General features: G+C 63.3%; 13 protein-coding genes. 6 read left to right on the top strand and 7 right to left on the bottom strand.

The window, feature by feature from the left end:
* The first annotated feature begins 7 nt into the window (after window positions 1-7).
* Window positions 8-4,849 (top strand): hemagglutinin repeat-containing protein, encoded by a 4,842-nt coding sequence (locus tag AAIE04_RS06595; protein ID WP_498576694.1) that lies wholly within the window; start codon window positions 8-10, stop codon window positions 4,847-4,849.
* 45 nt (window positions 4,850-4,894) lie between these two features.
* Here the strand turns inward: AAIE04_RS06595 and AAIE04_RS06600 are convergent, their stop codons facing one another.
* The 6 genes from AAIE04_RS06600 to AAIE04_RS06625 form a co-directional block, all read right to left on the bottom strand.
* Entirely contained in the window at window positions 4,895-6,544 is a 1,650-nt protein-coding gene (locus AAIE04_RS06600) for a Na/Pi cotransporter family protein (protein WP_004936675.1), read from the bottom strand.
* A 238-nt stretch (window positions 6,545-6,782) separates the two neighbouring features.
* Window positions 6,783-7,775, bottom strand: a complete 993-nt coding sequence (locus AAIE04_RS06605) for an ABC transporter ATP-binding protein (protein ID WP_033631956.1) — start codon at window positions 7,773-7,775, stop codon at window positions 6,783-6,785.
* A gap of 4 nt (window positions 7,776-7,779) precedes the next feature.
* Window positions 7,780-8,565: an ABC transporter permease gene (locus AAIE04_RS06610; protein WP_309530690.1), complete on the bottom strand. Its 786-nt coding sequence runs from the start codon at window positions 8,563-8,565 to the stop codon at window positions 7,780-7,782.
* Between the two features lie 17 nt (window positions 8,566-8,582).
* A complete protein-coding gene (locus AAIE04_RS06615) occupies window positions 8,583-9,428 on the bottom strand; it encodes an ABC transporter permease (RefSeq protein WP_015379247.1) in 846 nt (281 codons plus the stop codon).
* On the bottom strand, window positions 9,425-10,234 hold the full coding sequence (locus tag AAIE04_RS06620) for an alkaline phosphatase family protein (RefSeq protein WP_154747251.1): 810 nt from the start codon (window positions 10,232-10,234) through the stop codon (window positions 9,425-9,427). Before AAIE04_RS06620 ends, AAIE04_RS06615 begins: the two co-directional genes overlap by 4 nt.
* An 11-nt stretch (window positions 10,235-10,245) precedes the next feature.
* Complete coding sequence (locus tag AAIE04_RS06625; protein ID WP_004936660.1) at window positions 10,246-11,307, bottom strand: ABC transporter substrate-binding protein; 1,062 nt, start codon at window positions 11,305-11,307, stop codon at window positions 10,246-10,248.
* Window positions 11,308-11,497: 190 nt separating this feature from the next.
* Here AAIE04_RS06625 and AAIE04_RS06630 point away from each other — a divergent pair, with 190 nt between their 5' ends.
* The gene (locus AAIE04_RS06630; protein WP_498576695.1) at window positions 11,498-12,208 is read left to right on the top strand and encodes a UTRA domain-containing protein; all 711 of its coding nucleotides are present in this window, start codon (window positions 11,498-11,500) and stop codon (window positions 12,206-12,208) included.
* A 38-nt stretch (window positions 12,209-12,246) separates the two neighbouring features.
* Here the strand turns inward: AAIE04_RS06630 and metH are convergent, their stop codons facing one another.
* Entirely contained in the window at window positions 12,247-15,942 is a 3,696-nt protein-coding gene (metH, locus tag AAIE04_RS06635) for a methionine synthase (RefSeq protein WP_498576696.1), read from the bottom strand.
* A gap of 196 nt (window positions 15,943-16,138) precedes the next feature.
* Between metH and iclR the strand changes: the two genes are divergently transcribed.
* The 4 genes from iclR to edd all read left to right on the top strand — a co-directional run bounded on the left by iclR (window position 16,139) and on the right by edd (window position 21,008).
* On the top strand, window positions 16,139-16,969 hold the full coding sequence (gene iclR / locus AAIE04_RS06640) for a glyoxylate bypass operon transcriptional repressor IclR (protein WP_498576697.1): 831 nt from the start codon (window positions 16,139-16,141) through the stop codon (window positions 16,967-16,969).
* A gap of 252 nt (window positions 16,970-17,221) precedes the next feature.
* On the top strand, window positions 17,222-17,761 hold the full coding sequence (gene gntK, locus AAIE04_RS06645; protein ID WP_498576698.1) for a gluconokinase: 540 nt from the start codon (window positions 17,222-17,224) through the stop codon (window positions 17,759-17,761).
* Window positions 17,758-19,095: a gluconate transporter gene (gene gntU, locus AAIE04_RS06650; protein ID WP_025160143.1), complete on the top strand. Its 1,338-nt coding sequence runs from the start codon at window positions 17,758-17,760 to the stop codon at window positions 19,093-19,095. The genes gntK and gntU overlap by 4 nt, the downstream gene beginning before the upstream one ends.
* A 98-nt stretch (window positions 19,096-19,193) precedes the next feature.
* Window positions 19,194-21,008 (top strand): phosphogluconate dehydratase, encoded by a 1,815-nt coding sequence (gene edd, locus AAIE04_RS06655; protein WP_197667954.1) that lies wholly within the window; start codon window positions 19,194-19,196, stop codon window positions 21,006-21,008.
* Window positions 21,009-21,034: the final 26 nt, after the last annotated feature.

A 21,034-nucleotide genomic window follows, 5' to 3' on the forward strand; every position in this document is an offset into this window, starting at 1 on the left:
TACATGGATGAAAAATAATAACTTCAGACTTTCGGCGGCAGGCAAACTGGCCGCCGCGCTGGCGATTATTCTCGCCGCTTCCACCGGCGCCTACGCCGCAGAGATCGTTGCGGCCAACGGCGCCAACGGCCCCGGCGTCTCTACCGCCGCCACCGGCGCGCAGGTGGTCGATATCGTCGCGCCGAACGGCAACGGGCTGTCGCACAACCAATATCAGGACTTCAACGTCAACCAGCCCGGCGCGGTGCTGAACAACTCCCGCGAGGCGGGACTGTCGCAGCTGGCCGGCCAACTGGGCGCCAACCCAAATCTGGGCGGGCATGAAGCCAGCGTGATCCTCAACGAGGTGATCGGCCGTAACCCGTCGCTGCTGCATGGCCAGCAAGAGATCTTCGGCATGGCGGCCGACTACGTGCTGGCCAACCCGAACGGCATCAGCTGTCAGGGCTGCGGGTTCATCAATACCAGCCACTCCTCACTGGTGGTCGGCAACCCGCTGGTGGAAAACGGCGTGCTGCAGGGCTACAGCACCTTCGGCAACCGCAACACCCTGAGCCTCAATGGTACCCTGAACGCCGGCGGCGTACTGGATCTGATCGCACCGAAGATCGACAGCCGCGGCGAAGTGATCGTGCAAGATTTCAAGCATTCGGATGGTAACGTGACCTCGGCGACGATCAACGCCATCAGCGGTCTTAACCGGGTAGCGCGCGACGGCACGGTGCAGGCCAGCCAACAGATGCCGACCGCGCTGGACAGCTACTACCTCGGCAGCATGCAGGCCGGGCGCATCAACATCATCAACACCGCACAGGGCAGCGGCGTGAAGCTGGCCGGCTCGTTGAACGCCGGCGATGAACTCAAGGTGAAAGCCTATGATATCCGCAGCGAAAGCCGCGTCGACGACGCCAGCAGCAACAAAAACGGCGGCGATAACTATCAAAATTACCGTGGCGGCATCTACGTCAACGATCGCAGCAGCAGCCAGAAGCTGACCCGCACCGAGCTGAAGGGCAAGAACATCAGCCTAGTGGCGGATAATCATGCGCACCTCACCGCCACCGATATCCGCGGCGAAGACATTACGCTGCAGGGCGGCAAACTGACGCTCGACGGCCAGCAGTTGAAGCAGACGCAAGGCCATACCGACGATCGCTGGTTCTACTCCTGGCAATACGACGTTACCCGCGAACGCGAGCAGCTGCAGCAGGCGGGCAGCACCGTCGCCGCCAGCGGCAGCGCCAAACTCATCAGCAACCAGGAAGACGTGAAGCTGCTGGGCGCCAATGTCAGCGCCGACCGCGCGCTGAGCGTCAAAGCGGCGCGCGACGTACACCTTGCCGGGCTGGTGGAGAAGGATAAATCCAGCGAGCGCGGCTACCAGCGCAACCACACCTCCAGCCTGCGCACCGGCAGATGGAGCAGCAGCGACGAAAGCGAAAGCCTGAAGGCCAGCGAACTGCGCAGCGAGGGTAAGGGCCAGGACAAGGGTAAACTGACGCTGGAAGCCGGCCGTAACGTTGCGACCCAGGGCGCCAGGCTGCATGCCAACAACGATCTGACTATCGACGCGAAAGACCAGATTCAGATCGGGGTGCAGAAAACCGCCAACGCCAAAGCGGTGCGCGATGACAAAACCTCCTGGGGTGGCATCGGCGGCGGCGACAACAAAAACAACAGCAATCGCCGCGAGATCAGCCACGCCTCCGAATTGACCAGCGGCGGCACCCTGCGCCTGAACGGCCAGCAAGGCGTCACCATTACCGGCAGCAAGGCGCGCGGCCAGACAGGCGGCGAAGTCACCACCACCCACGGCGGCCTGCGCATCGACAACGCGCTGAGCACCACCGTGGACAAAATCGACGCGCGCACCGGCACCGCCTTCAACATCACCAGCAGTTCGCACAAGGCCGACAACAGCTACCAGAGCAGCACCGCCAGCGAGCTGAAATCCGACACCAACCTGACGCTGGTCAGCCGCAAGGATGCTGACGTGATCGGCAGCCAGGTCGCCAGCGGCGGTGAGCTGAGCGTCGAGTCGAAGGCCGGCAACATCAACGTCAAGGCCGCCGAGCGGCAGCAGAAAATCGACGAGCAGAAGACCGCGCTCACCGTTAACGGCTACGCCAAAGAAGCCGGTGACAAGCAGTACCGTGCCGGTTTGCGCATCGAGCACACCAGCGACAGCGAGAAAACCACCCGCACCGAGAACAGCGCCTCAGGCCTCAGCGGCGGCAGCGTGAAGCTCAAGGCGAAGCAGGACGTGACCTTCAGCGGTTCTCAATTGGTGGCCGACAAAGGCGACGCCAGCGTCAGCGGCAACAAGGTTTCGTTCCTGGCGGCCGACGACAAAACGGCCTCAAACACCGAGCAAACCAAGATCGGCGGCGGTTTCTATTACACCGGCGGCATCGACAAACTCGGCAGCGGCGTGGAAGCCGGCTACGAGAACAGCAAAACCCAGACGCAAAGCAGCAAGGCGGTCACGTCCGGCAGCGACGTCAAAGGCAACCTGACGATCAACGCCCGCGACAAGCTGACCCAGCAAGGCGCGCAGCACAGCGTCGGCGGCACCTATCAAGAGAACGCCGCCGGTGTCGATCACCTGGCGGCCACCAACAGCAACAGCAGCACCACCCACAAGACCGACGTCGGCGTGAATATCGGCGCCAACGTCGATTACAGCGCCGTCACGCGTCCGGTCGAGCGTGCGGTCGGCAAAGCGGCCAAGCTGGACGCCACCGGCGTCATCAATGATATCGGCGGCATCGGCGCGCCTAACGTCGGCCTCGATATCGGCGCACAGGGCGGCAGCAGCGAAAAACACAGCAGCAGCTCGCAGGCGGTGGTCAGCTCGGTGAAAGCCGGCAGCATCGACATCAATGCCAAAGGCGAAGTGCGCGATCAGGGCACGCAGTACCAGGCGAGCAAAGGCGCGGTCAACCTGACGGCGGATAGCCACCGCAGCGAAGCCGCGGCAAACCGTCAGGACGAGCAGAGCCGCGACACCCGCGGCAGCGCCGGCGTGCGCGTCTACACCACCACCGGCAGCGATCTGACCGTGGACGCCAAGGGCGAAGGCGGCACCCAGCGCAGCAACAGCAGCGCCAGCCAGGCGGTGACCGGCTCGATCGACGCGGCCAACGGCATCAACGTCAACGTGAAAAAAGACGCGGTCTATCAGGGTACCGCGCTGAACGGCGGCAGCGGTAAAACCGCCGTCAACGCCGGCGGCGATATCCGCTTCGATCAGGCCAGCGACAAACAGAGCGAGAACCACAGCGGCTTTAACGTCAAAGCGTCCGCCAAAGGCGGCTTCACCGCCGACAGCAAAAACTTCGGCGCCGGTTTCGGCGGCGGCACCAACAACGGTGAAAGCAGCAGCAGCACGGCGCAGGTCGGCAACGTCAGCGGCCAGGGCGTGGAGCTGAAAGCGGGCCGCGATCTGACGCTGCAGGGCACCAACGTCAAGAGCCAGGGCGACGTCAGCCTGAACGCGGGCAACAAGGTCGCGCTGCAGACGGCGGAATCGACCCAAACGCGTAAGGAAAGCAAACTGTCCGGCAATATCGATCTGGGCGCCGGCAGCAGCGACAGCAAGGAAAAAACCGGCGGCAGCCTCTCCGCCGGCGGCGCCTTCGACATCGCCAAGGTCAATGAGTCCGCGACCGAGCGCCAGGGTGCCACTATCGCCTCAGACGGCAAGGTCACCCTGTCCGCCAACGGCAAAGGCGATGACGCGCTGCATCTGCAGGGGGCCAAAGTCAGCGGCGGCAGCGCCGCGCTCGAAGCGAAAAACGGCGGCATCCTGCTGGAATCCGCCAAGAACGAGCAGCATAAGGACAACTGGAATCTGGGCATCAAAGCCAACGCCAGAGGCGGCCAAACCTTCAACAAGGACGCCGGCGGCAAGGTCGATCCGAACACCGGCAAAGATACCCACACGCTGGGCGCCGGTCTGAAAGTCGGCGTGGAGCAGCAGGATAAAACCACCCACGCCAACACCGGCATCACCGCAGGCGACGTAGCGCTCAACAGCGGCAAAGACACCCGCCTTGCCGGCGCACGCGTCGACGCCGACAGCGTACAGGGCAAGGTGGGCGGCGATCTGCGCGTTGAAAGCCGCAAAGACGTCGAGACAGGCGTGAAGGTGGATGTGGATGCCGGTCTGAGCCACAGCAACGATCCGGGCAGCAGCATCACCTCCAAGCTGTCGAAGGTCGGCACGCCGCGCTACGCCGGTAAAGTGAAAGAGAAACTGGAAGCCGGGGTGAACAAAGTGGCCGACGCCACCACCGACAAGTACAACAGCGTAGCGCGTCGCCTCGATCCGCAGCAGGATACCACCGGTGCAGTCAGCTTCAGCAAGGCTGACGGCAAAGTCACGCTGCCGGAAACGCTGGCCGGCGAAAAACCGCAGGGCCCGCTGTGGGATCGCGGCGCACGCACCGTCGGCGGCGCGGTGAAAGACAGCATCACCGGGCCGGCGGGTCGCCAGGGGCAGCTCAAGGTCAATGCCGACGTGGTGAACAACAATGCGGTCGGTGAGCAATCGGCGATTGCCGGTAAGCACGGCGTGGCGCTGCAGGTCGGCGGCCAAACCCAACTGACCGGCGGCGAAATCCGCAGCCAGCAGGGCAAGGTGGAACTGGGCGGTAGCCAGGTCAGCCAGCAGGACGTCAGCGGCCAGCGTTATCAGGGCGGCGGCCGCGTCGATGCGGCGGCCACGGTAGGTGGACTGTTAGGCGGCGCGGCGAAGCAAAGCGTCGACGGCAACGTGCCGTTCGCCAGCGGCCATGCCTCAACTCAGCAGGCGGACGCCAAAGCCGGCGTATTCAGCGGCAAATAACGCACTCCCCTACGCAACGCCCCCGGAAAACCGGGGGCGTTTTTTTTACAGCGTGCTTGGGGTGTCTTCCCAGTCGCGATCGTCGTCTTTCGCATCCTGATCCAACACGTTGTAGGCCACGGCGCAAAACAGCGAGTTCAGGCGCTTCATGTCTCCCAACAATCCCAAATGCAGCGAACTGGTCTCGATGCTCTGCACGTTTTGCTGATGCAGGCGATCGACGTGCGCATGCGCGTAGCGGCGATCCAGAATGCGGAAGCGGTGCTTGGAACGACGCAGGCGTTTGGCACTGGTGACGTCGCCGGACAGGAACACCGACAGCCCCAGACGCAGGTTGCCGATCAGCCGTTCGTGCAGCCCGTCCAGCTCCGCCAACCCTTCCGCCGAGAAGGCGCGGCGCGCGGCGTGCGATTTGGCGCCCACGTCGCCGGCCATGCGCTCGATGATGTCGCCCGCCTGTTCCAGGTTGAGCGCCATTTCGATGATCTCCGCCCAACGACGCGAATCTTCCTCGCCCAGATCTTCCTTCTGGATCTGCGCCAGATACAGCTTGATGGCGGTGTAAAGCACGTCGACGTCATCGTCGAGTCGCCGCACCTCTTTATCCACGCCTTGCTTACCGTGCAGCACTTCGCGCTGCAGGATCATCATGTGTTCCACCACGTCGCCCATGCGCAGCGTTTCGCGCGCCGCGTTGGCCAGCGCCAGCGTCGGCGTATCCAACGCGCTGGCGTCCAGATGACGCGGCCGCATGCGCGGGTCGTCGGCCGCCACGTCGACGATCAGCCGTTCGCACAGCGTCGCCATCGGCCCGGCCAACGGGATCATCACCAAACAACGGATCAGGTTGTAGAACACGTGGAAATAGATCACCAGCTCTTCGCTGCCACCCGGCAGCTGAGCCATCACATCCGCCAGATAGGAGACGAACGGCAACACCAGTATGCAGCCCACCAGCTTGAACAGCAGGCTGCCGAGCGCCACGCGCCGCCCGGCGGCGTTCTGGCCGCTGGCGTTGATCATCGCCAGCAGGCCGCTGCCGAGGTTGGCGCCGATCACCAGACAGAGCGCCACCTTCAGCGAAATCACGCCGGTGGCGGTCAGGGTGGCGGTCAGCAACACCGCCGCCAGGCTGGAATAGCTGACGATGGCGAACAGCGCGCCGGTCAGGGCGTCGAGCATCACGTCGCCGGTCAGCGACGAGAACAACACTTTCACCCCGGCCGCCTGGGTGATCGGCGTGGCGGCGGCCACGATCAGCTCGAGCGCCAGCACGATCAGCCCCAGACCGATCAAGACGCGCCCGATCTGGCCGATCCGCATCTGCTTGCGGCTGAGGAACAGGAATACCCCAACCAGGATCAGCAGCGGCGACAGCCAGGACAGATCGAAGGTCAACACGCGCGCCATCAGCGCGGTGCCGACGTCGGCGCCGAGCATGATCACCAGCGCAGGCGCCAGCCCCACCAGCCCTTGCGCGACGAAAGAGGTCACCAGCAGCGCCGTGGCGTTGCTGCTTTGCACCAGCGCCGTCACGCCGATGCCGGAAACGAACGCCAACGGTTTTTTCTCAACGCTGTCGCTCAAAACGCGCCGCAGATTGGCGCCATAAACCCGCATGATCCCGGTGCGCACGATGTGGGTTCCCCACACCAATAGCGCCACGGACGAAAGCAGGTGAAGAAGGGTCAGCACGGAAGATACGCTCCATTAACGCCCGGCCAAAGGAGGCTGGTACCCGATGCCTGTCAGGCGCTGTGGATGGGCGGAACGGTGCTGTTCGCCCCAGCCGCAGCCGGTAGGCTAAAGATGACGGGTACAGCGCGCGGTCCCGCCTGCCGGGCGTGGGTCTGGCAGGACAGCGGGCGGGGGCAGACCGCAGAAGAGAAGGGTTAAGGCGGCGGTGGGAGAGCCCCGGTGCCGCGCTGCGAAGTCATGCAACTTCCCGCAATACAACAGGTTCCAAGTGTAGCCCAATTTCCGCGCCGTCGGGCCGCAGATCGGCCACCGAACGGTTGAGCACGTCAACCAGCAACTCTACCTCGCGAACCTGAATCCGATAGCGTACCACATTCCCGAGCAAACTGTGACCAAGGATCACCCCGCCGATCCCCTGTCCGGCCGGCAACAGGCCGATAGACTCTGGGCGGATCGCCACCTTGCCGGCATAGCTGCGCCCGGTCAGCCGGCCGGCCTGTTCGGCGCTCAGCAGGTTATAGTTGCCGATAAAACCGGCGGCGAAGGCGTCCGCCGGCTGGGTATACAAGGTTTCCGCATCGCCGCTCTGTACGATCTGCCCCTTGTTCATCAGGACGATGCGATCCGACAGGGTCAGCGCCTCTTCCTGATCGTGGGTGACGAAGATCGCCGTCAGGTTCAGCTCGCGCTGAATGCGCCGGATCTGCTCACGCAGATGTTTGCGGATGCGTGCATCCAGCGCCGACAGCGGTTCGTCGAGCAGCAGCAGACGCGGGCGCGTGACCAGCGATCGCGCCAGCGCCACGCGCTGACACTGGCCGCCCGACAGTTGGTGCGGATAGCGCTTCGCCAGATCGCTCAGCTCCACCAGCGCTAGCACCTCCTGCACCCGCTGGCCGATCTGCCCGGCCGCCAGCTTCTGCATTTTCAGGCCGAAGGCCACGTTGCCTTCCACCGTCATATTGGGAAACAGTGCATAGCTTTGGAACACCATGCCGATGCCGCGCTTTTGCGGCGCCAGCGGCACCAGATCCTGGCCCTGCAGTAAAATTTGCCCGCTGTCGACCGGAGTCAGGCCGGCCAGACAGCGCAACAGCGTCGACTTGCCGCAGCCGCTTGGCCCGAGCAGGGTGACGAACTCCCCCTCTTCGGCGGTGAAATCGATATCCTGAAACACCTGGGTCTGGCCATAGTGTTTGTTCAGGCGGGTGACGTTGAGATAAGCCATCGGGTTAACCCTTGTTTTTATTCAGCAGGTTCGCCAGCCAGGTGACGAGCAGCACCACGGCGAAATAAGAGATGACCAGCGCGCTGGTGAAATGCCCGCTGCCGTTGCGCATATTGAACAGATAGACCTGCAGCGTTTCATACTGGCTGCCCACCAACAGGTTGGCGAACACAAACTCGCCGATCAGGAACGAGAACGACAGCAACACGGCGATCATTCCGCCCTTGCGCAAATTTGGCAGCACCACCCACAGCGCCGCCCGCCAGGTACTGGCGCCGAGCAGGTGCGCGGCGTCCATCAGATCGCGCAGGTTGATCGCCTGCATGTTGTTGCTGATGGCGCGGTAGATAAACGGCAGCGCGATGGTGAAATAGCAGCCCACCAAAATCCAGGGGGTGCCGAGCAGCGGCAGCGGATCGGCGGCGAACAGTTGCATCAGCCCCACCGCCGACACCACCGGCGGCACGGCGAACGGCAGCAAAATCAGCACGTTCATCACCGCGTCCAGCTTGGGAAAGTAGTAAGCGATCACAAACATCGCCGGCAGGATCACCACCACCGACAGCAACAGCGTGCCGAAGCAGATCAGCAGCGAGTGCCACAGCGCCTGCAAAAAACGCGGGTCGCTCCACAGCGCCGTCAGCCACTTCAGAGTAAAACCGTCCGGCAAAATGGTGGCGCCCCACTGGGTAGCCAGCGCGTAAATCAGCGTCGCCGCCAGCGGCAGCAGCAGGATCAACAGCAGCAGGCCGGTCACCGTGCGGTGGTACAAGCGTTCAACACGCGACATGAGCATTCTCCAGCCGGTTATGAGCGTGCATTGAGGTAGCTCCTGCGCAGCATCCATTGGTGGATCACCGTGATAAACGCCATCATCACCACCAGCAGCATCGCCAGCGCGCTGGCCAGGTTCGGATCGAGGGAGATGTCCCCCGCCACCAACGCCGAGATGCGGATCGGGATCACGTTGAAGTTGCCGGTGGTCAGCGCGTACACCGTGGCGTAGGCGCCCAGCGCGTTGGCCAGCAGGATGACGAAGGTGCCCATCAGCGCCGGCGCCAACACCGGCAGGCCGATATGCCGCCAGTAGCGCCAGGGGCCGGCGCCGAGCAGCGCCGCCGATTCGCGCCAGTCGGCACGCAGCGCGTCAAATGCCGGATACAGCAGCAGCACCCCGAGCGGGATCTGGAAGTAGGTATACAGCACGATCAGGCCGCTCTTCGAATAGAGGTTGAAGCTCTCCATCAGACCGTATTTGCGCAGCAGCAACGTCAGGCAACCGTTCAGCCCCAACAGTATGACGAAGGCGAACGCCAGCGGCACCCCGGCGAAGTTGCTGGTCATGTTGGTGAACGACATCACGAAGTCATGAAACCGCGTCTGGCCGAGCTGACGCAGTGAGTAACTGCCAACTAACGCGATCAGCAAGCCGTAGACGCTCGACCATAGCGAGATCTCCAGCGAGAACTGAAACGCCTGCAGGTAGAACGGCGAGGTGAGGATATCGACATAGTTGCCCCATCCCCAGCCGCTGGTCTCACTGAAAAAGCTGTGAACGGCGATCCACACCAGCGGGGCGATCTGAAACGCGCCGAACAGCACGATAAACGGCAGCAGGCACAGCGCGGCGATCCATTTGGTTTTGCTGTTCATCGCGCATCCTGCGCCAGCAGCGCCCGACAGCGCGGCTTGTCGTGCGGCGCTTGCAACAGATCGCAGATCGTGCCGCACAGCTCGGTTTGCTGCGGATCGGCGTCATCCAGGCTGAAGCCCGCGCCGAATACGAACAGCGGCACCTGGCGCTCTTCCGGCAATACGCCGCCGTGGCTGCGATCGTCGTTCATGCCGTGGTCGGCGGTAACCAGCACCTGATAACCGGCCGCCAGCCAATCGGGCAGATAGCGCGACAGCGAGCCGTCGGCGCGCCGCGCCGCGTTGCGGTACTGCGGCGAAGAGAGGCCAAAGCGGTGGCCGGCGTCATCGATGTTCATCGGATGGATCAACAGAAAGTCTGGCTGATGACGCAGACGCAGGTTTTCGGCGTCGTCAAACAGATGGCTGTCGGGATAACCGTCGTCGTAATAGAAATGCCCGTGTTGAATCGGCAGCTCGGGGGCGTCGGTATGGCGGTCGCGCGCGGCGTCGAACGGCGTGCGGTTATACAATTCGCTGAACCAGTGGTAAGCGGCGGCGGCGGTGGTCAGCCCGGCGGCGCGCGCGTAATGAAACACACTTTGTTGATGAGAAAGGCGCGAGACGTGATTGTGCACCACGCCGCTCTCCACCGGCGTGACGCCGGTGAGGATGCATTCATACAGCGGCCGGGAGAGCGAGGGCAACTCGCTCTCCAGCAGATACAACCGCCCGCGTCCCGCCGCGCATTCGGCCTGCAGATAACCCATGGCGTCGTGCGCCACCCGGTAGTTGAGGCCGTCCAGCAGCACGAGGATCGTTTTCATGGTGCGTTAACTCACTGCTGCATAAACATAATGACGTTTTCCTGCCACAGGCGCGGCAGCGCTTTGGCGCTCTGTTCCCAGGCCGCCGGATCGGCGATCGGGTGCGCGTTCTTGTACTGCTCGGCCGGCAGCAGCTTGGCTTTGACGTCGTCCGGCAGCGTCAGATGCTCGGCGCGGATCGGGCGGGCATAGCCGCGCGCCAGGTTGATCTGACCGGCGTCGGAGAAGATGTATTCGCGCGCCAGCTTGGCGGCATTCGGGTGCTTGGCGTATTTGTTGATGATGGTGGTGTAGCCGGAAGTGATCGAACCGTCCGACGGGATCAGCACTTCAAAGCGGGTTTTGTCGATCTGATCGCGGTAGTTCAGACCGTTGAAGTCCCATACCACGCCGACCTGCACTTCCCCCTTCTCCAGCGACGCGATCACCGGGTTACTCAGGCTCAGGCGGCCGGCCTTGGCCAGCTTGCCGAAGAACTCCAGGCCCGGCTTGAGGTTTTTCTCGTTGCCGCCCATGGCGTAAGTGGCCGCCAGCACGCCGCTGGCCGCCTGCGAAGCGGTGCCGACGTCGCCGATGGTGACCTGATAGCTGCCCTTCAGCAGATCGGCCCAGCTGTGCGGGATGTCTTTCACCTGTTGCTTGTTAATGATGAAGGCGATGGTGCCGGTGTAAGCCAGCGCCCAGTGGCCATCTTTGTCTTTCGCCCAATCTGGCACCTGATCCCAGGTGGAGGGTTTGTACGGCTGCGTCACGCCCTTCTGCACCGCCACCGGGCCGAAGGCCGCGCCGACGTCACCGATGTCCGCCGTGGCGTTGTTCTTTTCCGCATCGAATTTGGCGATCTCCTGCGCAGAGCTCATGTCGGTATCGACATGCTTCAGGCCGTATTTGCTCAACAGATCTTGCCAGGTGCCTTTCCAGTTGGCCCAGCTGTCCGGCATGCCGACGCTGTTGACTTCGCCTTCTTTTTTAGCGGCCTGCTCCAGCGCCGCCAGATCGGTATCCGCGGCCCAGCTCATCTGGCTGGATAACACGATGGCACTGGTTAACACAGAAGCGCACAAACGTTTCATAACTGATGCTCCAGGTGGTAGTGTGGGGATGGCTGGACTAGTCCAGCAAGGGCCAAACCAATCTAACGGACGAATGTGATAATTATATGTCAGCTTAAAAAAGCGACAGTTTTATCACCCATTGCAACGGCGAAAACGCGACGCTGGTCTACCTTAAAGGCCAAACGCACTGAAACGGGACACCCGCTGTATGAGTGAAGCACCGACGACCGTCGCCACCATCTGCCAAACGCTGCACGCCCGCATCACCGCCGGCGAGTTCGCCGTGGGCGGCAAGCTGCCCTCCGAGCGAGCCCTGAGCGAACAGTTCGCCACCACCCGCATTACCCTGCAGGAGGCGCTCGGCCAATTGGAGGCGCAGGGCGTCATTTACCGTCAGGTGCGGCGCGGTTGGTTTATCTCGCCGCCACGTCTGATCTATAACCCGTTGCAGCGCAGCCATTTTCACGCCATGGCGCAGCAACAGGGGCGCGCCGCCCATACCGAAGCGATCGACAGTGCGCTCGTCACACTCGACGCGCCGCTGGCCGGCCGCCTGGCGCTGCCCTCCGGCGCCAAGGCCTATCGCATTCGCCGGCTGCGCTACATCGACGGGCGTGCGGTGCTGTACTGCGAGCACTACCTCAATCCGGCCTATTTCCCCGGTATTCTGGACGAAGATCTGACCCAGTCGCTGACCGCGCTGTACGCCGCACGCTACGGCATTCACTACGGCCGGGTACGTTTCGACATGCTGCCCACCCTGCTGCCGCAACAGGCCGCCGCCATGCTGAAGGTGACCTACGGCAGCCCGGCGCTGTTCATTACGCGGGTGAACCGCGATCAGCACGACAGAGTGATCGATTGCGACCTGGAGTATTGGCGTTACGACGCGCTGCACATCGACGTGGAAGCGCTGTAAATGACAAGGGCGCATCGCTGCGCCCTTGAAGAGGAAAATCAGTCGGCGTCGTAGCCGAGGTTTGGCGCCAGCCAGCGTTCTACCTCGCTCACGCTCATCCCTTTACGCGCCGCGTAGTCTTCCACCTGATCGCGCTGGATCTGCGCCACCGCGAAATACTTGCTCTCAGGATGGCTGAAGTACCAGCCGGACACCGCCGCTCCCGGCCACATGGCGAAGGACTCCGTCAGCGCCATACCGGTGTGGCGGTTGACGTCGAGCAGCTGCCAGATGGTCGCTTTCTCGGTGTGCTCCGGGCAGGCCGGATAGCCCGGCGCCGGCCGGATGCCCTGATAGTTTTCGCGGATCAGCTCCTCGTTGCTCAGATTCTCGTCAGCGGCATAGCCCCAGTGCAGCTTGCGCACCTGTTCGTGCAGGTATTCGGCGAAGGCCTCCGCCAAACGATCCGCCAGCGCCTTGACCATGATTTTGTTGTAATCGTCGTGCTGTGCGTCGTACGCCGCCGCCAGCGCGTCCTCCTCCAGCCCGCCGGTTACCGCGAAGGCGCCGAAGTAGTCGGCCTTGCCGCTGCTTTTCGGTGCCACGAAGTCCGCCAGGCAGTAGTTTGGGAAGTCGGTTTTTTCTGTCTGCTGGCGCAGATGGCGGCTTACCGCCAGCACCTCGCCGCGCTGTTCGTCGCGGTACACTTCCACATCGTCGCCGACGCGGTTGGCCGGGAACAGGCCGTAAACGCCTCGCGGGTTGAGGCTGCGCTCGGCGGCCAGCCGATCCAGCATCTGATTGGCGTCATGGAACAGGCGTTTAGCCTCTTCCCCCACCACCTCATCCTCCAGGATGCGCGGATATTTGCCCGCCAGCGACCAGGTCATGAAGAACGGCGTCCAGTCGATATAGTGGCGCAGCGTCTCGATGCCGACCGCCACCGGGAACACACCCAATTGCCGTGGCGCCGGCGGCTGATAATCGGCCCAATCCAGCGCCATGGCGTTGGCGCGCGCCTTCTGCAGATCGACCGGCGGCGTGCGCGGTTTTTTGCGCGCGTGCTGAATGCGCACCGTTTCGTACTCTTTGCGAGTGCGCGCCACAAACTCGTCGCGCTGGGTGGCGGACAGCAGTGCCGACACCACGCCCACGGTGCGCGAGGCGTTCTGCACGTAGGTGGTCGGGCCGCTGTAGTTCTGTTCAATTTTCACCGCGGTGTGCGCCTTGGAGGTGGTGGCGCCACCGATCAGCAGCGGCAGGGTAAAACCCTGGCGCTCCATCTCTTTGGCCACGTTGACCATCTCGTCCAGCGACGGCGTGATCAGCCCCGACAGGCCGATGATATCCACCTTCTCTTCGCGCGCGGTGCGCAGGATTTTCTCCGTCGGCACCATCACGCCCAAATCGACGATTTCATAGTTATTGCACTGCAGCACCACTCCGACGATGTTCTTGCCGATGTCGTGCACGTCGCCCTTCACCGTCGCCAGCAGGATTTTCCCTGCGGAGGTGCCCTGCTGCTTGCTGGCTTCGATGTACGGTTCCAGGTAAGCCACCGCCTGCTTCATCACGCGGGCGGATTTGACCACCTGCGGCAAGAACATCTTGCCCTCGCCGAACAGGTCGCCGACCACGTTCATCCCCGCCATCAGCGGCCCTTCGATCACTTCGATCGGGCGTTCGGCCTGCTGCCGCGCTTCTTCGGTATCCAGCTCGATAAACTCGGTGATGCCCTTCACCAGCGAATACTCCAGCCGCTTTTCCACCGGCCAGCCGCGCCACTCCGCCTGCTGCACCGCCGCTTCGCCGTCTTTGCTGCCGCGGTACTTTTCCGCCAGCTCCAGCAGGCGTTCGGTGCCGTCCTCGCGGCGGTTAAGGATCACGTCTTCTACCGCCTCGCGCAGCTCGCCAGGCAGATCGTCATAAATCGCCAGCTGCCCGGCATTGACGATGCCCATGTCCATGCCGTTGCGAATGGCGTGATACAGGAACACCGCGTGGATCGCCTCGCGTACCGGATCGTTGCCGCGGAACGAGAACGACACGTTGGACACCCCGCCGGAGATCATCGCGTGTGGCAGGTGGGTTTTGATGTCGGCGCAGGCTTCGATAAAGTCGACGGCGTAGTTGTTGTGCTCTTCGATGCCGGTGGCGACGGCGAAGATGTTCGGGTCGAAAATGATGTCTTCCGGCGGGAAACCGACGCGTTCGGTCAAAATTTTATAGGCGCGACGGCAAATCTCGAACTTGCGCTCGCGGGTATCCGCCTGGCCCACTTCGTCGAACGCCATCACCACCACCGCGGCGCCGTAGCGGCGCACCAGCCTGGCGTGGTGGATAAAGGCCTCTTCGCCCTCCTTCATCGAGATCGAGTTGACGATGCCCTTGCCCTGAATGCACTTCAGACCTTTCTCGATAACGGACCATTTGGAGGAGTCGATCATGATCGGCACCCGAGCGATATCCGGCTCGCCGGCGATCAGATTGAGGAAGCGCACCATCGCCGCCTCGGCGTCGAGCATCCCCTCGTCCATGTTGATGTCGATGATCTGCGCGCCGCTCTCCACCTGCTGGCGCGCCACGTCGAGCGCTTCGTTGTATTTCTCTTCTTTGATCAGGCGTTTGAAACGCGCCGAGCCGGTGACGTTGGTGCGCTCGCCGACATTGACGAACAGGGTGTTGGCGTCGATGGTCAACGGCTCAAGACCGGCCAGACGGCAGGCGACCGGGATCTCCGGCAGCCGGCGCGGCGGCACGCCCTCAACCACCTTGGCCATCGCGGCGATGTGTTCCGGCGTGGTGCCGCAGCAGCCGCCGATGATATTGAGGAAGCCGGCCTGCGCCCACTCCCCGACCTGGCGCGCCATCTCGGCCGCATCCAGATCGTACTCGCCGAAGGCGTTCGGCAAACCGGCGTTCGGGTGCGCGGTGACGTAGGTCTCCGAGATGCGCGCCAGCTCGGCGACGTACTGACGCAGTTCATCCGGCCCCAGGGCACAGTTCAGGCCGAAGGTCAGCGGCTTGACGTGACGCAGCGAGTTGTAAAACGCCTCGGTGGTTTGGCCGGACAGGGTGCGGCCGGAAGCGTCGGTGATGGTGCCGGAGATCATGATTGGCAGTTCCACCCCCAGCGCTTCGAATTCGGTTTCCACCGCAAAGGCGGCGGCCTTGGCATTCAGGGTATCGAAGATGGTTTCGATCATGATCAGATCGACGCCGCCCTCCACCAGCGCGCGGGTCGATTCGCGATAAGCCGCCACCAGCTCGTCGAACGAGATGTTGCGGAACGCCGGATCGTTGACGTTCGGCGAGATGGATGCGGTGCGGTTGGTCGGCCCCAACACGCCGGCGACATAGCGCGGTTTTTCCGGCGTGCGCGCCGTCCATTCGTCGGCACAGGCGCGCGCCAGGCAGGCGGCCTGGTAGTTAATCTCGGCGGACAGCGACTCCATGTGGTAGTCGGCCATGGCGATGGGGGTGGAGTTGAAGGTATTGGTTTCAAGGATATCGGCGCCCGCCTCGAGGTAGGCGTAATGAATGGCGGTGATCACTTCCGGCTTGGTCAGCACCAGCAGATCGTTATTGCCTTTCAGATCGCTGCCCCAGTCGGCGAAACGCTCACCGCGGAAATCGCGCTCATCCAGACGGTAGCTCTGGATCATGGTGCCCATGCCGCCGTCCAACACTAAAATGCGCTGCGCTAACTGGCGGCGCAGTTGTTCTACTCGATTCGTCACTGTAACCCCTTCCATTGCCATCCAGCCCATCGCTCAACTGCCGCAAAAACCAACGGGTCATCCTAGCACAGCTTGTAGGGACAAAGGGGGAGACGACAATTGAGAGTTTTTCAGGTTGTGCGCCAACACCTCCGATGAGCTGGCGGCGGCTTGCAATTCATCGACAAAAAACGAAAATGAATTCCATCATACGGAAAAAGGAATATCACCCATGGCCACCCCTGCTCCCGCCAAACGCGGCAAGAAGCCCCGCGCAGCAGCCCCGGCCGCCAGTTCGGCGACCGGCCAGGTACAATCGTTGACCCGTGGCCTGAAGCTGTTGGAATACATTTCGGAAGCCCAGGGCAACGTGGCGCTGACCGATCTGGCCCAGCAGGCCGGCCTGCCGAACTCCACCACTCACCGCCTGCTCACCACCATGCAGCAGCAGGGATTCGTGCGCCAGGTCGGCGATCTCGGTCTGTGGACCATCGGCTCGCACGCTTTTGTGGTCGGCAGCAGCTTTCTGCAAAGCCGCAACCTGCTGGCGATGGTTCATCCGACGCTGCGCCGACTGATGGAAGAGTCGGGTGAAACGGTCAACCTGGCGGTACTGGATACCAGCGAGTACCAGGCGATCATCATCGATCAGGTGCAGTGTACGGCGCTGATGCGCATGTCGGCGCCGATCGGCGGCAAACTGCCGATGCACGCCTCCGGCGCCGGCAAAGCCTTCCTCGCCACCCTGCCGGACGATCAGGTGACCAAGCTGCTGCACAAGAAAGGCATGCACACCTACACGCCGCACACCCTGACGCCGCACAACCTGAAAGAGGGACTGGCGCAGATCCGCAAGCAGGGCTTTTCCTTTGACGACGAAGAGCACGCACTCGGCCTGCGTTGCGTGGCGGCCTGCATCTTCGACGAGCACCGCGAAGCCTTCGCCGCCATTTCTATCTCCGGCCCGGTATCGCGCATCACCGACGATCGCGTGATCGAGCTGGGCGCGCTGGTGATCCACGCGGCGAAAGAGATCAGCCTGGCCTACGGCGGCGTACGCTAATCCAGCCCATCCGCGGGGCGCCGCAGTGCGCCTCCGCTCCCCTTCCTTGCTCTGTTGTCAGCATGTAAATGGCTGTTGGTATCCTGTTTAGCCCACAGGAAAAAAGCTTGAAGCCGATCACAGTTAACGATCCTCACGGCGAAAGCCCATTGCAACCGCTCAAACTTCCTTCGACAATGTTACCGATAACATGTTACCGGTAACAATCAAACTGAACGAAGGTAACGTCACCCGGTGTTTTGGAGCCAAGACATGACCAACAATCAAAATCGCATTTACGTCGTTATGGGCGTTTCCGGCAGCGGCAAGTCCGCCGTCGCCGCCGCCGCGGCCCGCCAACTCTCCGCCGGCTTCCTCGACGGCGACTTCCTGCATCCGCGCAGCAATATCCTGAAGATGGCCGCCGGCGAAGCGTTGAACGACGACGATCGCGCCCCGTGGCTGGCCGCGCTCAACGAAGCCGCCTTCGCCATGCAGCGCACCAACAGCGTGTCGATCATCGTCTGCTCGGCGCTGAAAAAGCAGTATCGCGACCGCCTGCGCGCCGGCAACGGCAACCTGTCGTTCATCTATCTGCACGGCGAGTTCCCGGTGATCGAATCCCGTCTGGCGGCACGTAACGGCCACTTCTTCAAGCCGCAGATGCTGGTCACCCAGTTCGCCGCGCTCGAGCAGCCGGGCGCCGACGAAAACGACGTGATGGCGATCGACATCAATCAGCCGCTGGACGCGGTGATTGCCGATACCGTGCGCCATATCCAGAGCTTCCTGCCACAGGACGTGTGCGCGTGAGTACCCTGACGCTGGTCGGTACCGCAGTCGGCTCGGTTTTACTGCTGTTATTCCTGGTGATGAAGGCGCGCATGCACGCCTTCGTCGCGCTGATGCTGGTGTCCATCGCCGCCGGCATTTTCTCCGGCATGCCGCTGGACCATATCGCCGACACCATGCAAAAAGGCATGGGCGACACGCTGGGCTTCCTGGCGATCGTGGTGGCGCTGGGGGCGATGTTCGGCAAGATCCTGCATGAGGTCGGCGCGCTCGATCAAATTGCGGCGCAATTGCTGAAACGATTCGGACAAAGCAAGGCGCACTATGCGCTCGGTATCGCCGGCCTGATCTGCGCGCTGCCGCTGTTCTTCGACGTGGCGGTGGTGCTGCTTATCGGCATCGTGTTCGCCGTGGCGCGCCGCACCGACGGCAATATCGTCAAGCTGGCGATCCCGCTGTTCGCCGGCGTGGCCGCCGCCGCCTCCTTCCTGCTGCCGGGACCGGTGCCGATGCTGCTGGCTTCGCAGATGAAGGCCGACTTCGGCTGGATGATCGCCATCGGCCTGGTGGCGGCGGTGATCGGCATGCTGATCGCCGGCCCGCTGTACGGCAGCTTTATCAGCCGCTTCGTCAACTGGCCAATGCCGCCGGAAGAGAATGAGCCGACGCTGACCAAGGGCAATCTGCCGTCGTTCGGCTTCAGCCTGGCGCTGGTGCTGTGCCCGCTGGTGCTGGTCGGCATGAAAACCATCGGCGCGCGGCTGGTCACCCCCGGTTCGCAGCTGCAGCAGTGGCTGGAGTTTATCGGCCATCCGTTCACCGCCATCCTGCTGGCCTGCCTGATCGTGATTTACGGCCTGGCGAAGCCGCGCGGCATGAGCAACGAACAGACGCTGGCCATCTGCTCCGCCGCGGTGCAACCGGCCGGGATCATCTTGCTGATGACCGGCGCTGGCGGGGTGTTCAAACAGATCCTGGTGGATTCCGGCGTCGGGCCGGCGTTGGGTGACGCCATGATCGGCGCCGGCCTGCCGATCGCCGTGGCCGCCTTTGCGCTCTCCGCCATGGTGCGGGTGATCCAGGGCTCGGCCACCGTCGCCTGCCTGACCACCGTCGGCCTGGTGCTGCCGGTCACCAGCCAGCTCGGGCTGAACGGCGGGCAACTGGCCGCGCTGGCTATCTGCATCGCCGGCGGCTCCATCGTGCTGAGCCACGTCAACGACGCCGGTTTCTGGCTGTTCGGCAAATTCACCGGCGCCAACGAACTGCAAACGCTGAAAACCTGGACGGTAATGGAAACGATTCTGGGCAGCGTCGGCGGCGCCATCGGCATGATTGCATTCACGATGTTTTAACGCCCAAATCGCCCCCGGCCTTGCACACCAGGGCTGCAAATCACCACCGGGGGCACCGCCACAGGCGGCGACTATAACAACAGCAATGTGAGGAAGGCATGATTAACCCAACCTTGTCCCGTGTCACACAGCGCATCATCCACCGTTCCGAGGCCAGCCGCGCCGCCTATCTGGCGCGCATCGAGGCGGCCCGCTCCCAAACCGTCCACCGCGCGCAGCTGGCCTGCGGCAACCTGGCCCACGGCTTCGCCGCCTGTCAGCCCGATGACAAGACGGCGCTGAAAAACATGGTGCGCAGCGATATCGCCATCATCACCGCCTACAACGACATGCTGTCGGCCCACCAGCCCTACGAACACTACCCAGAGCGGCTGAAGCAGGCGCTGAAGGCGGTGGGTGCCGTGGGCCAGGTGGCCGGCGGCGTGCCGGCGATGTGCGACGGCGTGACCCAGGGGCAGGACGGTATGGAGCTGTCGCTGATGAGCCGTGACGTGATCGCCATGTCGGCCGCCGTCGGCCTGTCGCACAACATGTTCGACGGCGCGCTGTTCCTCGGTATTTGCGACAAGATCGTGCCGGGGCTGGTGATGGCCGCCCTCTCCTTCGGCCACCTGCCCGCGCTGTTCGTGCCGGCCGGCCCGATGAGCAGCGGTTTGCCGAACAAGGAAAAGGTGCGCGTGCGCCAGCTGTACGCCGAGGGCAAGGCCGACCGCCTGGCGTTGCTGGAAGCCGAGGCCGCCTCTTATCACGGTATCGGCACCTGCACCTTCTACGGCACCGCCAACACCAATCAGATGGTGATGGAAGTGATGGGTCTGCATCTGCCGGGCGCTTCCTTCGTGCATCCGGACACGCCGCTGCGCGACGCGCTGAACGACGCCGCCGCGCGCCAGGTGACCCGGCTGACCGACACCGCCGGCAACTACCTGCCGATCGGCCGCCTGGTGGACGAGAAAGTGGTGGTGAACGGCATCGTCTCGCTGCTGGCCACCGGCGGCTCCACCAATCTGACCATGCATCTGGTGGCGATGGCGCGGGCGGCGGGCATCATCATCACCTGGGACGATTTCTCCGAGCTGTCGGAAGCGGTGCCGCTGCTGTGCCGCATCTACCCGAACGGCCCGGCCGACATCAACCAGTTCCAGGCCGCCGGCGGCGTGCCGCTGGTGGTGCGCGAGCTGCTGCAACACGGCCTGCTGCACGAAGAGGTGCACACCGTGGCCGGTTTCGGCCTGCACCGCTACACCCAGGAACCCTGGCTGGATAATGGCCAGCTGGCGTGGCGCGAAGGTGTGGCCGGCTCGCTCGACGCCAAGGTAATCGCCAGCGTCGCTCAGCCATTCGAACATCACGGCGGCACCAAGGTGATGGCCGGCAATCTGGGCCGTGCGGTGATGAAAACCTCGGCGGTGCCCGCCGACAACCAGATCATCGAAGCGCCGGCGGTGGTGTTCGACAGCCAGCACGACATCGTGCCGGCGTTCGAAGCCGGCAAGCTGGATCGCGATTGCGTGGTGGTGGTGCGCTTCCAGGGGCCGCAGGCCAACGGCATGCCCGAACTGCACAAACTGATGCCGCCGCTGGGCGTGCTGATGGATCGCGGCTTCAAAGTGGCGCTGGTGACCGACGGTCGCCTGTCCGGCGCCTCCGGCAAGGTACCTTCCGCCATCCACGTCACTCCGGAAGCCTATACCGGCGGCCTGCTGGCGAAAGTGCGCGACGGCGATCCGATCCGCGTCAACGGCCGCAGCGGCGAGCTGCAGGTGCTGGTCGACGCCGAGGAGTTGGCCCGGCGCACGCCGTGCCAACCCGATCTGAGCGCGGAACACATCGGCTGCGGCCGCGAGCTGTTCGGCGCGCTGCGCAGCCAGCTGTCCGGCGCCGAACAGGGTGCCTGCTGCATCAAATTTTAATCGATAGCCTGGCCGCATCGCCGCCT

The sequence above is a fragment of the Serratia sp. Ae19-1 genome (assembly GCF_059801225.1).

Bases quoted from the DNA above. Each gene is read 5' to 3' on its own strand.
- AAIE04_RS06595 (WP_498576694.1), top strand. From the start codon at position 8: ATGAAAAATAATAACTTCAGACTTTCGGCGGCAGGCAAACTGGCCGCC.
- AAIE04_RS06605 (WP_033631956.1), bottom strand. From the start codon at position 7,775: ATGGCTTATCTCAACGTCACCCGCCTGAACAAACACTATGGCCAGACC.
- AAIE04_RS06610 (WP_309530690.1), bottom strand. From the start codon at position 8,565: ATGTCGCGTGTTGAACGCTTGTACCACCGCACGGTGACCGGCCTGCTG.
- AAIE04_RS06615 (WP_015379247.1), bottom strand. From the start codon at position 9,428: ATGAACAGCAAAACCAAATGGATCGCCGCGCTGTGCCTGCTGCCGTTT.
- AAIE04_RS06620 (WP_154747251.1), bottom strand. From the start codon at position 10,234: ATGAAAACGATCCTCGTGCTGCTGGACGGCCTCAACTACCGGGTGGCG.
- AAIE04_RS06625 (WP_004936660.1), bottom strand. From the start codon at position 11,307: ATGAAACGTTTGTGCGCTTCTGTGTTAACCAGTGCCATCGTGTTATCC.
- AAIE04_RS06630 (WP_498576695.1), top strand. From the start codon at position 11,498: ATGAGTGAAGCACCGACGACCGTCGCCACCATCTGCCAAACGCTGCAC.
- metH (WP_498576696.1), bottom strand. From the start codon at position 15,942: ATGGAAGGGGTTACAGTGACGAATCGAGTAGAACAACTGCGCCGCCAG.
- iclR (WP_498576697.1), top strand. From the start codon at position 16,139: ATGGCCACCCCTGCTCCCGCCAAACGCGGCAAGAAGCCCCGCGCAGCA.
- gntK (WP_498576698.1), top strand. From the start codon at position 17,222: ATGACCAACAATCAAAATCGCATTTACGTCGTTATGGGCGTTTCCGGC.
- edd (WP_197667954.1), top strand. From the start codon at position 19,194: ATGATTAACCCAACCTTGTCCCGTGTCACACAGCGCATCATCCACCGT.